The sequence below is a fragment of the Actinomadura darangshiensis genome (genome assembly GCF_004349235.1).
Lineage (GTDB): Bacteria > Actinomycetota > Actinomycetes > Streptosporangiales > Streptosporangiaceae > Spirillospora > Spirillospora darangshiensis.
Map to the genome: position 1 here is coordinate 1 of NZ_SMKY01000087.1, position 13,633 is coordinate 13,633.

The 13,633-nt window shown below is 65.0% G+C and carries 9 protein-coding genes and 1 pseudogene; 2 read left to right on the forward strand and 8 right to left on the reverse strand.

What is annotated here, in order from left to right; all coding sequences use genetic code 11:
- Positions 1-79: 79 nt before the first annotated feature.
- Together E1293_RS20000 and E1293_RS20005 are read right to left on the reverse strand one after the other, a co-directional pair.
- A complete protein-coding gene (locus tag E1293_RS20000; RefSeq protein ID WP_132198957.1) occupies positions 80-274 on the reverse strand; it encodes a DUF397 domain-containing protein in 195 nt (64 codons plus the stop codon).
- Positions 271-1,086 (reverse strand): DUF5753 domain-containing protein, encoded by an 816-nt coding sequence (locus E1293_RS20005; RefSeq protein ID WP_132198958.1) that lies wholly within the window; start codon positions 1,084-1,086, stop codon positions 271-273. Before E1293_RS20005 ends, E1293_RS20000 begins: the two co-directional genes overlap by 4 nt.
- 103 nt (positions 1,087-1,189) lie before the next feature.
- Here E1293_RS20005 and E1293_RS20010 point away from each other — a divergent pair, with 103 nt between their 5' ends.
- Positions 1,190-1,615 carry an ATP-binding protein gene (locus E1293_RS20010; protein WP_132198959.1) on the forward strand — a complete coding sequence of 142 codons (426 nt, stop codon included), beginning with the start codon at positions 1,190-1,192 and terminating at the stop codon, positions 1,613-1,615.
- A 318-nt stretch (positions 1,616-1,933) separates the two neighbouring features.
- Here the strand turns inward: E1293_RS20010 and E1293_RS20015 are convergent, their stop codons facing one another.
- Positions 1,934-2,128, reverse strand: coding sequence for a DUF397 domain-containing protein (locus E1293_RS20015; protein ID WP_132198960.1), 195 nt, complete (start codon positions 2,126-2,128; stop codon positions 1,934-1,936).
- Positions 2,125-2,376, reverse strand: a pseudogene (locus tag E1293_RS47570) (Scr1 family TA system antitoxin-like transcriptional regulator); the annotation flags it as partial. The gene E1293_RS20015 and the pseudogene E1293_RS47570, both read right to left, overlap by 4 nt.
- 313 nt (positions 2,377-2,689) lie before the next feature.
- Here E1293_RS47570 and E1293_RS20020 point away from each other — a divergent pair.
- A complete protein-coding gene (locus E1293_RS20020; protein ID WP_132198961.1) occupies positions 2,690-3,142 on the forward strand; it encodes a hypothetical protein in 453 nt (150 codons plus the stop codon).
- A 728-nt stretch (positions 3,143-3,870) separates the two neighbouring features.
- Here E1293_RS20020 and E1293_RS20025 read toward each other — a convergent pair.
- The 4 genes from E1293_RS20025 to E1293_RS20040 all read right to left on the reverse strand — a co-directional run bounded on the left by E1293_RS20025 (position 3,871) and on the right by E1293_RS20040 (position 13,564).
- On the reverse strand, positions 3,871-4,461 hold the full coding sequence (locus E1293_RS20025) for an SDR family NAD(P)-dependent oxidoreductase (RefSeq protein WP_243716339.1): 591 nt from the start codon (positions 4,459-4,461) through the stop codon (positions 3,871-3,873).
- Between the two features lie 85 nt (positions 4,462-4,546).
- On the reverse strand, positions 4,547-9,673 hold the full coding sequence (locus tag E1293_RS20030; protein ID WP_132198962.1) for a class I SAM-dependent DNA methyltransferase: 5,127 nt from the start codon (positions 9,671-9,673) through the stop codon (positions 4,547-4,549).
- Positions 9,670-12,447, reverse strand: a complete 2,778-nt coding sequence (locus tag E1293_RS20035; RefSeq protein ID WP_243716340.1) for a DEAD/DEAH box helicase — start codon at positions 12,445-12,447, stop codon at positions 9,670-9,672. The genes E1293_RS20030 and E1293_RS20035 overlap by 4 nt, the downstream gene beginning before the upstream one ends.
- Before the next feature lie 55 nt (positions 12,448-12,502).
- Positions 12,503-13,564: a serine/threonine-protein kinase gene (locus E1293_RS20040; RefSeq protein ID WP_165978319.1), complete on the reverse strand. Its 1,062-nt coding sequence runs from the start codon at positions 13,562-13,564 to the stop codon at positions 12,503-12,505.
- Positions 13,565-13,633: the final 69 nt, after the last annotated feature.

The following is a 13,633-nucleotide window of genomic DNA, read 5'->3' on the forward strand; positions in this document are numbered from 1 at the left end:
CCTCTCCATCCGTCAGACTCCCCCGCCAAGTCGGCCGATCTTGAAGCGTCCTTGCTCCAAGATCGGCCGATGCCTCTCGTCAGGCCCGGTCGAAAGTCCCTTCCTTGATCGCCAGCAACAGGCTTCCGAGCTGTGCCCGGTACACGACCAGTCGTCCGCCATCCGGATCCTTGGAGTCCCGGACCCCGATTCCCTCGGGCAACACGGCCAGCTCGACGCAGGCTTCGTCGGTTGCGCCACCGCTGTACGAGCTCTTGCGCCACGCGCTAGTCATGCGTACTCCTCCATAACCTTGCGGATCACAGACCGGGAGGCGTCCTCATGGAGGGCTTTCGCTCCGATCCGCTCGAAGTCCATGCTCAACTGCCTTACTTCGGACGGGACCTCCACCAAGCGGCCTCCGCGGAAAGCCCCAATGTAGGCGATGTCCCGAGATTCCAGACTCATGATTTGGAACGGGCCGTCAAGACCTATGTAGGCTCCGGCCGACCTCGGGATGACACGGATGATCACGTTGGGGCGCCCACTCAACTCCAGCAAGCGCTGGAGCTGGGCCTTCATCACCTCGGCGCCGCCGACCGGGCGGTACAGCACTCCCTCATCCAGCAGCACGAGCAACAGAGGAGCCCCAGAACCACCCAGCAGCGCCTTCTGGCGCGCCATGCGCGCGGCCACAACGGCCTCGACATCAGCCGCGCCACCAGCCTCCCCGAACGCGCGCGCATAGTCTTCCGTCTGGAGCGGGACGGGGATGACCTGCCCCTGGTAAATCCTGATCATGGTCGCCTGCAACTCGTACTCGGTGTACTGCCGGAACCAGTCAGGGTTGTGTGAGGTACGAGCGAACCAGATCAGCATTTCAAAGAGCCTGGGCGTGTTGTACTTTTTGTCCAACGCCCTCGCCTGGTCATCATGGAGTTTGAGTCGCCCAGCCTCCATGTTGGAAACAGTCGATCGCGCAGCACTAATAATCTGCCCGCACTGCGCCAGCGAGTGATCATGCTTATCCCGCTCGAAACGCAGTGCGTACGCCAGAAAGTGCCATAGGGAGATCTTGGGGTCGAGCGGCTCCCTGCTGTTGGCCATGCGTCCCCCTGTGTTTCCGGTTTTCCCAGATACACGCGAGGTTAGCTCCTGCCGCCGATCCTGGGGACAGAAATCCGGAAACAACCCCAGGAAGGACGGGGCGATGCTGACAACGCCAGACTGCCTGCTCATCCCAATGCTGGCGTCGAAGGCGGCGCCAGGACTGGCCCGTACGCTGACGCGAACCCGCCTACACAAATGGGGCTACATGCACATTTCGGACGATGTATTCCTCATCGCCTCGGAATTGATCACCAACGCCGTGGCGGCCACGCCTGGCAAGGAGATCCGGTACCAGTGCAGCCGCGACATCGCCGGCGTCCTCATCGCGGTTTGGGACACGAACTCGGCCGAGCCCCAGGTTCGCCCGATGATCGACATGACGCTCGACACCCTCGACGTCTCCGAGGAGCACTGGGACGACAACGGCGGCCGTGGCCTCCCGATCGTCGCGGCCCTCGCCGTCGAGTGCGGCCACACCCCCGACCCGTCCGGCGGCAAATGGGTCTGGGCCCGCCTCAAGCCCTGACTCCCGACGCGTCCGTCTGTGGCGTGGCGTCCTTGTTCCTCGCCTCAGGGTGTGGTGCCGCAAGGACACCACACCACGGGCTCCGGCAGTTCCGGTGGCCTCGTGACGCCCGTCGATCGCAGCGATCAGGCGATCCTTAGGGCTCAACCCTAGGTTTGGGACGGTCCGTCCTGGGCGTTTTCGGTGGAGCGCCGGTCGTCCCGTCGATGATCTGGGAGGTCCTCGCTCTCGTCTACCAACGGACACGCTCCCACCCCGCTCCCCCACCAAGTCGGCCGATCTTGAAGCCCACGCTCCAAGATCGGCCCACGTTTCTCGTCAGTCCCGGTCGAGAGCCCCCTCCTTGATCGCCTGCAACAGGCTTCCGAACTGCGCCCGGTTCACGACCAGCCGCCCGCTGTCCGGATCCTTCGAGTCCCTGAGCCCGACTCCCTCGTGAAACGTGGCCAGCTCGACACATGCCTCATCAGTCGCGCTTCCACTGCGGGAACTCTTGCGCCAGTAGATCGTCATGAGAAACCTTTCATGATCTCAAGGATCAGAGTCCTGGACGCATCCTCACTCAGCGCCTTCGCCCCGATCAGCTCGAAATCTACGGCGAGCTCCCGCACTTCCAAAGGATCTTGGACCAATCGCCCACCATGAAACGCGCCGATGTAGGCGACATCGTCCTCAAGGCTCATGACCTGGAACGGCCCGTTGAGGCCGATGTGCGCACTGATCCTCCTGGCGACGATGCGAATGATGCCCCATGGCCGGGCCTGAAGGGTCGCGGCGAGGCCGGCCTGAGCACTACATCCTTAACGAATGGATAGTGGATCGATAACGCGTTCCCGTAACTTCGTAGTCCACCCCCGGAGCAGTGGACGCTCCGGGCCGTCCATCCAGAAAGGGAGCGTGTGAGCTTCAAGACCAAGCGACACGGCTCGTTGGCCCGCGCGGGCCTCAGTTTCGAGTCGGTGGTCGAGCGGATCCAGCCACCCTTTAAGTCACCGCTGAAAGGGGGAACCCGATGACGCCCACCCGCCCGTACGCTCGTCGCGCAATTCGGAGATTCCCCGGAGAGGAACGCCCATGATCACCGGTAAACGTACGGTGACCGCCGCCTTGGCCGCAGGTGTCGCCGTCTCGGGCACGCTGGTGGCGGCGCCTGATGCGGGAGCTGACCCCGCCCCGCCGCCGAACGGCTGGAACTGCAGGGCGCACAAGGACACCAGCGACGGCGACCCTGGCGGTTCATCCGGCTGGACCCGCAGACGGTGGAAGTTCAGCAAGAGCAACTTCGCCGAGGCCAGGTTCACGGCCAAGGGCGAGGTGTTCGGTGTCTACAACGGGACCAAAACGTCGGTCGGCGGCACCCTGTACGTCAAGTACGGGAGCAAGTGGAAGAAAAAGAAGACCCTCACCCTGACCAGCGACCAGGCGTACAAGGTCCGGAACCTGTCGATCAAGGACGGGCGGAAGGTGTATATGAAGGTGTGGGTGCACAATCGGGGCAGCTGCAAGAGCAATATCTTCACCGCCTGATTCGCTGACGAGGGGGTGCGTGCGCCGGTCCCGGGAGCGCGGGACCGGCGCGCTGGACACGCACCGGCGGATGCTGACGGCCCCAGAGACGGCGAACCGACCCCGCAGACGACGTCTGCGGCGGTAACAGCTATTGCATGGGCATAGGACACTTCCCAATAGCAAGACGGCCAGCTTCAAAGCCTGCGGCTGGGACGACGGTGGCCCTCAAGTGCATCAACGGCAAGGTCGAATAATAGGGGGGCCCGGCGCCGCACGGACCCCGGCCGTGGTGGCGGATGGAAACCCGGCGGCCGGCTGCGCATCTGCGCCGACCCGTCGGCCTTCGACACCGACCTCCACAACTGCACCGCGGTCCTCACCGACTGAAGAGCCAGTGATCGCTCGGACCAGTCTCCGGGCCGGATCCGCGCGGTCTCGGTTGCCCTCGGGTCATCCCGGCCATCAGGACCGTCTTCTCGAGCCGAAAATTCCGGTGCCATCGCCCGGCCCACGCTCCGTCGCCGCAGAACGACCCCACGAATGCTCCGGGCTGATGGAGGTAAGTGATGTCCGGCGGTCTGCGCCGGGTGTTTCGTGGGAGTGTCTACCAGGGGAGCGGGTGTTGTGTGAGGTCGGTATCGGCTGTCACGGCTGTACCCGTGGGTCCGTCAGCGGAAAGCGTCGCCATTCGGATTAACAGTTTCGCACCTTCGTCGGGCGAGAGGACTCCTTGGTGTCCGTTCTGGTCAGTGGCGACAGAGCCAGGCGATACGGCGTTGACGAGGATGTTCAGGTCGCGCAGCTCGTTTTGCGTAAGTGACGGTGACTGCGTTGAGGGCTGCTTTGGACGAGTTGTAGGCGAGCAATTGCGGAAAGTTCGGGTCGTCGGCGGCTTTCGCCACCGACCCGAGGTCGCTGGTGAGGTTGACGATGCGCGCGGCTCGTGATTTCCGCAGTAGGGGCAGCAAGCCGTTGGTGACGGCGATGACGCCGAAGACATTGGTCTCGTAGGTCTGCCGAACGTCTTGGACCGGCGTTTGGCTCGGCGGGTGCAACGGCTGCACAAGGATGCCTGCATTGTTGACCAGGATGTCGAGCACACCCTCGTCGGTTTCGATCCGATCGGCAGCCGCGGCGATGGACTCCGCGTCCGTCACGTCCAGGAATACAGAGCGCACCGGCCCGACTTCGGCCAACTCTGCGGCGGCCTGATCACCGCGGGCAGTGTCGCGTGCGCCCAAATACACCACGATGCCCTGCCTGAGGCGCCCGCCAGCGACGGCGAACCCGATTCCCTTGTTGGCCCCAGTCACCATGGCGACACGCTGTTCGACCATGGCCGCGATGCTATCCCGGTGTTACGTCCCGCGCAGGCGCGTGTTCGACTCTCGCCGAATATCCCGGGCGCGCGACGAGCCAGCATCAGGCAGACGGGCCCCCACCATCGGGCGTCCACCCCTCAGCCTTCGCCCGCTCCAACCGCTCCGAGAACACAGCATGCGCCTTTCGATACTCGGCCTCCCGATCGGCCTTATAGAACGGCGCTGCATACCCTTCAGGAGGTGTTACTGTTTCTGGACTTTCCAGATGATACATCAGTTGACTATAGTGTTCTTTATTTTGACCATGGCCCCATTGATTGAAATTCGCCGCAATCTTCCGCCCCCTCCGGTCAAACCACATCAACTCCTCATAGTCAACGAGTTGCGGGAAGCGGGAACGGAATATAGCCAACAACGATTCGAATTTAATTCCCAACATCACAGCCACAAGTGCATCAATCTCCACCAAGGCTGCTCGTCGCGCAAATTCCGTTCGCAGCGGCGTATCATTATCCCAATGCGGACTGACCGTCCCTAGTGCCGCTACTCCGTCCCAGCACACAGCCCAGACATCTGCAACCCAGTCGCCGACAAAAAGCCTCCGCCATAGGTCAGCATATGCGCTTGTTAGGCAATTCAGTCGCAACGCTCGTAGCAAAAGAGCGTCAGCCAATGGGTGCTGCGAGTCAGGCGCTGGCATGAGCCTTGCGTCGGCTACGTCTAGGTGGCCCCGTCCTCCAATGCGGAGGAAATAGTCTACGGGAAGCCCAGCCCAGAAGCCCGCCACGAGCGCTGTTTCGCGGTCGTTGCTGAGCGCCATTGAACGGACGCCATGAATGTGCGCGGGACCGGGAGGGAACAGCGCTGGAAACAGACTACGCTCTGTAGATGCGGGGATCATCTCGCGCCAAAACACTCGATAAAACTCTGTAAAAGGGCGCCCTGCTTCGTCCTCAAAAATTGGGCTTGAAAATTCCGGCACGCCAGACTTCTTACTTACCTCTTGAATAGAGAAAGAATTGTCCTCTTTAATTCGGCCGCCAGAAGCGCGCGCGATCTCTGTCCCGGGATGAATCATCCAACGATCTTGGGCGGCTCGAAACTCGCCCTCTCCGCACGCTCTACAATAGTCCGTACTAGGAATCGCGTCGGTTGGTATACGAGTAAGATCGACCGGCTTATCGGTATGTTTTGTGGCGGGCGGCTGTTTCGCGAAGGGTGTGGCCACTATGAACTGGGGACCACGGACAATCACTTCTGACCACTTCTCGGGCATGGAAGTTCGCCACTGGATCAAACCAGCCTTCTTCGCCCCCGACTCATCGTAACCGCGACTTATTCTGGGTGATAGGTTACCGAGGCGCAGGCTCACTCGCGAAAGCGCAGCGATCGCTTCTTGCTCATCCGTAGACACAGGATAGAGCAGTCTCGATTGCTCGATCGGAACCCCGTCACTGCCGGATAGCATACTCCATTCCGCCAACACAGAACTGTCCACAGAGATTAGTCGCTTCGCGTGAGGACGCAAATCCCAGCCCTTTTTATCCTTCAGGCCGGGGGTTGCGCCTTTTCCGTCATGCTGCAACGAATCATGCAGCGTTTGTGGCTCAAAAAGCCAGCTAACGTGCACGAAATCGATAGCCTGCGATGACCCATAGATCTGCAGCGAGAACTGTTTATTCCAATCCACGTCGTCGAATATAAGGCGGCGGTTCTGAAAGTGTGCATGGAGGCGAAGGTGCGCATAGGCCTCCGCCCGAAGACGTCCTTCCTTTACTCCATCGAAGTGCGACTTTGGATGGATAAGTCCAGCTATTCCACTAATCTTGAGGTTTTTCCAAACACGGACCATAAACGGCCTATAGAGGTCCGACTGCGTGCCGGTGAGCACCGGGTAAACGGCCACTGAGCCGAGAATCTCCATACCCACATGCACCGACAACTCGTTAAGGAAGACTTTGCATCTAGCTGAACTTTCCAGCACTACAAGTTTTCTGTCCACCCAATCATTTGCAGTTGCTTTGTCAGCGAGCTTGAACCAGGGATCGAATTCGGCTAGCACATCTGCTTCTTCCCAGCGCGGGCGAACCCAAGGAGGATTGCCTACCTGAAGGTCGAAGCCCGCTCTTGTGAAGACTTGGCCGAACTGGAGTTCCCAGTGGAAGAAGCCTCGCTGCTTCGCAATGTCTTCGACAGCGTCGAGCCATGGGAAGCGGTCGCTGAGCTTGTGTTCCGTGTCCATGCCCATCCAGACAGGCAACTGCTCCTCATGCTCTCCAATCTCGTTCAGGTCGGCGAAGTGGGCGCCGAGAGAGCCTTCGGGAATATCCGTCGTGCCAAGGAGAGCCTCGGCAAAGTCGAGCCAGTCGTCCAGGTCGGACAGTGGAATCACCTGGCGGCGCTCGACACGGGCGGGCTTGGCGGGTGACTTGGGGCGCGGCTTTGGCTGGTTGATGGGGACCTGAACTGGGTCCTCCCCGAAAAGCGAGGTTGCCTCCCAACTCTCCGGGAACCCGGTCGGGCCGGGGTCAAGGGCCTCAACCGCTGAGGGCACGGGCGGGATGCTGTCGAGGGCGTTGTCCTTCAACCGTTCATAGGTGCCGTCCGAGCCGTCAAGCAGGCTGGCCTTGTCCAACGGCCAGAACCAGAGGGCGCACCACGCGTCCATCAAGGTCTTGAGGCGCCAGAAGGGCGTCCCCGGATACATCAGGTCCTTGAGGATCTGCTCGCGGGAGATGACCTCCTCCCCCGGCTCGCGCAGATCGTCCGCACCCCATACGTTGATGCGGCGGCTGATGTCCTTCTCGGACAGCTCCAGGCGCTTGATGACCAGGTCCCATAGGTATTCCGCGCGGCAGGAGAGGCCCTGGAGGCGCTGGACCTGGGTGAGTTTCTGTCCTTGCTTCTTCTTGGTGGACGGGTCCTTGAGCATTCCCTTGCGCCAGTCGGAGAGGCGCTTAGCGTCCTCTGGGGCGAGGCTCTTGGCTTCTTTCTCACTCGCCACGGCTCCCCAGCCCTGGGCGGGCAGCAGGAAGTGGTGAATGTGGCCGTCGGGGATCGGGCCGTCCCGGAACGGATGGTCCTTCGGCGCGGTGGTCAGCCACGCCTTCTTCTTCAAGTGGTGCGCCTCGTACAGGCGGCGGCCGGCGCCGATGAGCGAGTTGCCCCGGCGCAGATGCAGGCCGAACCACGGAGCCTGGAGCCCGCGGTGCATAACGTTCAGCCACAGCGAGACTTCGGCCAGTTCGACGGCCGTCTCGTTGAGGTCCACCCCGTAGGAGTTGTGCAGGGCGATGTACGCCTTGACCTTCTGCAGCTCTTCCGCGTAGCGGTCGGGTTCGAGGCTCTGGTTCTTCTCGGTCTGACGCCTCTTGAGGTACTCGGCGGCGACTTGGTTAATCGCCTCGTTGAGGAACGCGCCGGAGCCGAGGGCGGGTTCGCAGATCGTCCAGTCGAGGATCTCGCGGGCCTTGGTGGTCGTCCCGTCCTGGTCGAGACGCTCGCGAAGCGCCAACTGCACCGTGACCTGCGTCAGTGACTCGGGCGTGTAGTAGGACGCGCTGGTCTGGCGGTCACGGCCGGCGAGCCGGTAGACGAACGCGCCGGGCTTGTAGCGGACGCGGTCCTCGGTCTTGATTCCGTTCTCGTCCACGCTGCGGACGAAGACGGCGTCCTCGTAGTCGTTGATCTTTGAGGCGGGGATCATCCAGGAGCCGTCCTTGGGGTCGCCGTTCTTGGCGACCTCGTACAGCTCCTCCTTCGCGATGAATCCCGTGTACGACATCAGCCCCTCGTACACCGCGCCCAGCTGGTTGATCCCGAGCTGCGCGTACGAGATGAAGCCGCCGCGTTCCCTGCGCTTGCCCTTGGAGAGCATGAGGAGGCGCAGCACCTTGTACAGAGCCTCGTTGCGGAGGCGGGTGTCGATGGGCTGCGAGTCAGGGTCGTCCTCGTCCAGGTCGATTGCGGCCTTGCCGATGAGGCGGGTGCGGTCGGGGTCGAACAGGTCCGACTTGAGGGGTTCGAAGCGGAGTCCTTCGCCTTCCGAGCCGAGCGGAATGCCCGCGCCGCGCTGATTGTGTCCCTCGTTCACCATCCGGAACAGCAGGTCGAGCGACTCGTACAGGTGGACGCTGCGGCGCGACTCCTCCGAGACCAGGTCGCGGATGATGAGGTCACCGAGGCGGGCCATGCTGTAACCGCGGACGTACGCCTCGTCGTCGGTGGGGAGGATGCCGAGTTCCGGGCGGGCCTCGGCGTACAGAAGAAAGAGAATCCGGTAGAGGTAGCGGAGGGATTCGCGGCCGAGTTCCTTCGCGAAGGCGGCCGGTTCCATGACCTCTTCGGGGCGGACACCTTGTTCCCGCATCCGGTCGAGGACTTCGTTGGCGATGATCTCGACGGAGTCGCGGAGACCTTCACGAAGCTCCTTGGAAACGCCGACGGCGTGCTGGCGGGAGCCGGAGAGGAGTTCGGCGAGGGGTTCGGCGCCGCCTTCCTCGGGCGGCAGCAGCGCGTCAGCGCTGAACAGGGCGGCGATCGTCTCGATCTCGCTGGTCGCGGCGGTGCTGCGGCCGAGCGCGACGTCCAGGCTGACGGCGAGGTACCGTCCCTCGCCCCACGTCATCCGGTCGGCGAGGATGATCACGCCGCCCGCGAGGATCAGCACGTAGCGGGGCGGCTCGTCGGTGGCGAACAGCCAAGACGCCAGCTTGTCGCCAGTGCGGAGCATGTGCGGGCGGTCGAGTTCGACAGGCGTGAGGAGCCGTCCGGCCTCGGTGATGTCGAGGGCGGCGTCGACGTCCGGGGCCCATCCGCATTCGATCGCGATGACGCTGGGACGGTCGGACGGCTCGGCGTGTGCGACGGCGACCTCGTACTGCTTGTCCGACCGCTCGACAGTCAGGACCCGCGGCTCGGCCTTGAACCCGAGGGCGCGGAGGACGTCGCCGTGCAGCTCGTGGAGGGCCTTCTTCCACTCCTCGATCTTCGGGAGATCCCTGCCCTCGCGGACGATCTCCAGGGCGTCCGCGAAAGTGGGACGGTCCTTGAAGTAGCTGCGCTTGAGGGCGCGCAGGCCGGTGCGCGGGGTCGGCTGCCCGTCCTTCTCGGCCTCGGTCCAGCGGGTGAGCAGTCCGTCCTTCTTCTTCAGGTCCTTGGGGAGGACCTCGGCCAGGTAGTGGGCCGAGAAGTAGTCGCCGCGGTTGACGATCGAGTCGTACGTCATGCGTCCCCCTCAAGCACGGCGAGGATGCGCAGCAGCGGCTCCCCCGTCGTCTCCAAGCTCCGGAGCAACTGCTTCTGGTCGGCGACCGTGTCGTTCACTTGCCCCCGCTTCTTCACCCCGTGCGACGTCCCGTCCAGGCTCTTCAAGCTCTCGCGCTCCCACAGTTCGAGCTGCCCGTCGTACTCCCGCAGGGGCCGCGCCACCTCGTCGTCGTGGCGGTCGCGCTGCTCGTCCAGGTGGCGGCGTGCGGCCTGGATCGCGGGGTCGATGAGCGGGGTGAGTCCTTCGATATCGGGTGCCCGGTTGGTGTTGATCATTGTGGGGCCGACGCCGGCCTCGGTGAGGACCTCGGTCATATCGCGGACGACCGGCGCGCCCGGCAGGCCGCTGATCGCCATCCAGTCGACCACCGTGGGCTGGCCGAGCGCGTTGGAGTAGATGCCCTGGACGAGGAACGTCGGCTCGTCCACCTTCGCGGTGATGACGGGCGCCGCGCGGCGGACGAGCTGCACCTGCACCTTGTCCACGAGCCACTCGACCATCGGGTGCAGGTCGGACAGGTAGGCGATGTCCGGCCACATGGTCTTGGTGCGGCGGGCCTCGTCCAGCTTGCGCTGCGCGAGGTCGCGGTCGAAGGTCACCTTCATCCGCTCGCTGATCTTGTGGGTGCGCAGATAGGACGACGGCAGCGCGGACAGGCGATGGATCAGGTCCGGGGGCGGCTCGAACGCGAGCAGGCTGCCGTCGTCGTCCACGCGCAGGCTCGGGCAGACGGTGCGCAGCGCCTCCCGGACGAACTCCTCCGTCGACCCGAACAGCTTCGGGACGCGGGCGCGCCTGACCTCCGCGCGTGCCTCCTCCTGCTCCACGGCCCCGAACAGGTTCGCCAGGAAGTCGACGGGCGGCGCCTCCGCCAGGGACTCCTCGACCGACTTGCCCTTGAGGAGGTCCTTGATGAGGCGGTCCTCTTCCTTCTTCGCCGTGAACTCGCGGGTGACGGCCTCCGCCGTCCCGATGCTGCGGTGCGCCTCTTCCTCACGCCTCAGCAGCTTCTCCGCGACCGTCGTGTCGTCAAGTGCGCCCTCGGTCCCCGAGGTCAGGACGATCGCGCGGAACTGCGGCTCGTGCTCCTGCCCGTACCGGTCGATGCGGCCGTTGCGCTGCTCGATCCGGATGAGGCTCCACGGCAGGTCGTAGTGGATCAGGTGGTGGCACTGGCGGTGCAGGTTCACGCCCTCGGACGCCACGTCCCCCGTGAACAGCAGCCGGACCTTGCTGTCGGCGAGGGAGAAGTTCTCCACGATCTCCTGCTGCCGCTGGTCGGAGAAGCCGCCGTGCATGATCTGCACCTGGTCGGGGCTGAGCCCGAGTTCCGCGGGGACGGTCCGGGCGAGCCATTCCAGGGTCGGGATGCTCTCGGAGAACACGACGGCGCGCATCGTGCCCTTGGCCTTCACGCCGATGCCCTTCAACTCGTCCACGAGGGCCTTGAGCTTGGCGGAGTCGCCGTCGCCCATCTGCTCGACGAGGAACGCCAGGTTGTTGAGCGCCTCGGTCTCGCGCGGCTCGGTGGCGTTCTTCAACCGCTTGGCGACCGTCGTGCCGAGCGCGACGTGCGACGACAGGAACGCCTTCGCGAGCGTGTACGGGAACAGGCGGCGGTCGCTGTCGACCACGGAGACGCCGGCGCGGTCCGGGCCGGGCAGCCAGACCTCGGCCAGCTCGGCGAAGACCGCCTCCTCTTTGGCCGTGGCGGGGGCGCGCAGCGAGACGGAGGGGCCCCGGTCGGGCCACCGTCCGCCGATCTGGTCGCGCACCTCGTCGCTGATCTTCGTCCGGCGGATGTAGAGGTGGTCGATGTCGGACGCCGAGTACTGCTTCGGATCCGCGATGGCGGCCGGGTCGAGCAGGCCGATCAACTCGGCGAACGACTTGGCGTCGCCGTTGTGCGGCGTCGCGCTGGCGAGCAGCAGCGCGTCGGTGTGCTTGGCGAGGAGACGGGCCAGCTTGTTGCGGAGGTTGCCCTCGTTGATGAGGTTATGGGACTCGTCGATGACGACCGCGTCCCAATGCATGTTCTCCAGATGCTGCCCGTAGCGGCCCTGGTTCTTAAGGGTGTCGACGGAGATGATGACGCGCTTGTAGTACAGGAACGGGTTGCGTCCGGCGGGGATGTCGCGCTGGATCCGCTCGATGCCGACCGAGTCGAGCCGGACGAACGGGATCGCGAACCGCGTCCACAGCTCGTGCTGGAACTGCTCCAGGACCTGCTGCGGCGTCACGACGAGGATGCGTTCGCCGCGTCCCCTGCGGATCAGCTCGGCCAGGATCAGACCGATTTCGAGGGTCTTGCCGAGGCCGACGACATCGGCGAGGAGGATGCGGGGGCGCAGTCCCTTCAGCGCCAGTTCCGCCGGGCGCTGCTGGTAGAGGAGCGGGTCGAGGAGGAACCGGTCGGGCAGCGCCAGGCCCCGCTCGGACTGCGGCAGCGGCGTGCGGCGCAGCACCGACTCCAGGTAGAGGCGGCTGCGCGCGAACGCGGACGAGGTGTCGGCGACGAGCCGGGTGTCCTCGGGGCGGAGCTGGACGACATCGTCGATCTCGGTGAAGAAGACGGCGTCCTCGTCCCGCACGAACTCCGAGACGCCCACCGCGGTGACCTTGAAGCCGTCGCGGGGCGTGGGCGTGCAGGTGCGCACCATCCACTCCGCGTCGCGGACCTCGATGCGCGCGCCCGGCGCGTACGGGGTCGCGGTCTCTGCGGAAAAGGTCACTCGGCGGGCTCCTAACGGGTCGTCCAAAGCGGGTCGGGGCGGTGGCGGGAGCCGGTCAGAGTCTTGCGCCCGGCGCGTAGGCGAGGGCCAGCCGGTCCGCGAGCGAGGCGACGACCGGGCGAGGCGTCGAACGCTCCCTATGCCGCGGCCGGGCGGGGCGCCGGGGCGGCTCGATATAGGACGGCGGGTCGTCCGGCCGCTCGACATAGGTGAGCGTCGCGAAATGGACGCGGGCGTCGCGGACGGACAGCCCGGCGGCGGCCAGGACGCCGCGGAACTCGGCGGACGCCTGCGCCGCAGTCGGGCGGGACGCGGGGCCGTGCGCCAGCATCGCCTCGATCACCGGCGCCAGCGGCGCGGGCAGGCCCGAGACGTCCGGCTCCTTGTCGGGGCTCGCGATCGCGTAGTACAGAGCGTGCGCGTTCTTCTGCTCGTACGGGTGGTGCCCGGTCAGCGCGTAGAGCAGCGTGGCGCCCATCGCGTACACGTCTGCCGCCGGCGTGAGGTCCTTCGCCGACTCGACCTGCTCGGGCGGCATGAAGCGGGGCGTGCCGAGGCGCGCGCCGGTCGCGGTGAGGCCCTCCTCGGCCTCCACCAGGTCGACGAGGCCGAAGTCGATGACCTTCGGGCCGTCCGGGCCGAGCAGGATGTTGCCGGGCTTGAGGTCGCGGTGCAGGATCCGGGCGGCGTGGATGTCGTCGAGCGCCTCCGCGAGCATCACGCCGAGCGCCGCGCCCATCTCGGCGGCGAGCGCCGGATGATCCGCCAGGTAGTCCTGGAGTGTCGCGCCGCGAACGTACTCCATCGCCAGCCACGGACTGTCGGCGCCGGGCTCGGAGGCGGCCACCAGGCCCGCGACGCGCGGCCCCTGGACCATCCCCATCGCGAGCACCTCGCGGTCGAAGCGCTCGCGCACGGTGTCGTGGCCGACCATGTCGTCCAGGATCACCTTGACCGCGACCTGCTCCGCGTCCGGTGTCACCCCGAAGTAGACCTCGCCCATGCCGCCCTTGCCGAGCCGGCCGTGCAGCTCGATGCCGCCGATCGTCCGCGGATCGGACGGTTCGAGCGGCTCCATCGGCACCCGCCTTCCCAGGACGGCACTGACCGGGGTCATCCCAGCGGACCACCGGCTGGGCAGCCAGGATAGATGGGCGCGCGAGGCGGGGGCGCAATTCTCGCAGGG

Coding starts and splice junctions, on each gene's coding strand:
- E1293_RS20000 (WP_132198957.1), bottom strand. CDS start 274: ATGACTAGCGCGTGGCGCAAGAGCTCGTACAGCGGTGGCGCAACCGAC.
- E1293_RS20005 (WP_132198958.1), bottom strand. CDS start 1,086: ATGGCCAACAGCAGGGAGCCGCTCGACCCCAAGATCTCCCTATGGCAC.
- E1293_RS20010 (WP_132198959.1), top strand. CDS start 1,190: ATGCTGACAACGCCAGACTGCCTGCTCATCCCAATGCTGGCGTCGAAG.
- E1293_RS20015 (WP_132198960.1), bottom strand. CDS start 2,128: ATGACGATCTACTGGCGCAAGAGTTCCCGCAGTGGAAGCGCGACTGAT.
- E1293_RS20020 (WP_132198961.1), top strand. CDS start 2,690: ATGATCACCGGTAAACGTACGGTGACCGCCGCCTTGGCCGCAGGTGTC.
- E1293_RS20025 (WP_243716339.1), bottom strand. CDS start 4,461: ATGGTCGAACAGCGTGTCGCCATGGTGACTGGGGCCAACAAGGGAATC.
- E1293_RS20030 (WP_132198962.1), bottom strand. CDS start 9,673: ATGACGTACGACTCGATCGTCAACCGCGGCGACTACTTCTCGGCCCAC.
- E1293_RS20040 (WP_165978319.1), bottom strand. CDS start 13,564: ATGACCCCGGTCAGTGCCGTCCTGGGAAGGCGGGTGCCGATGGAGCCG.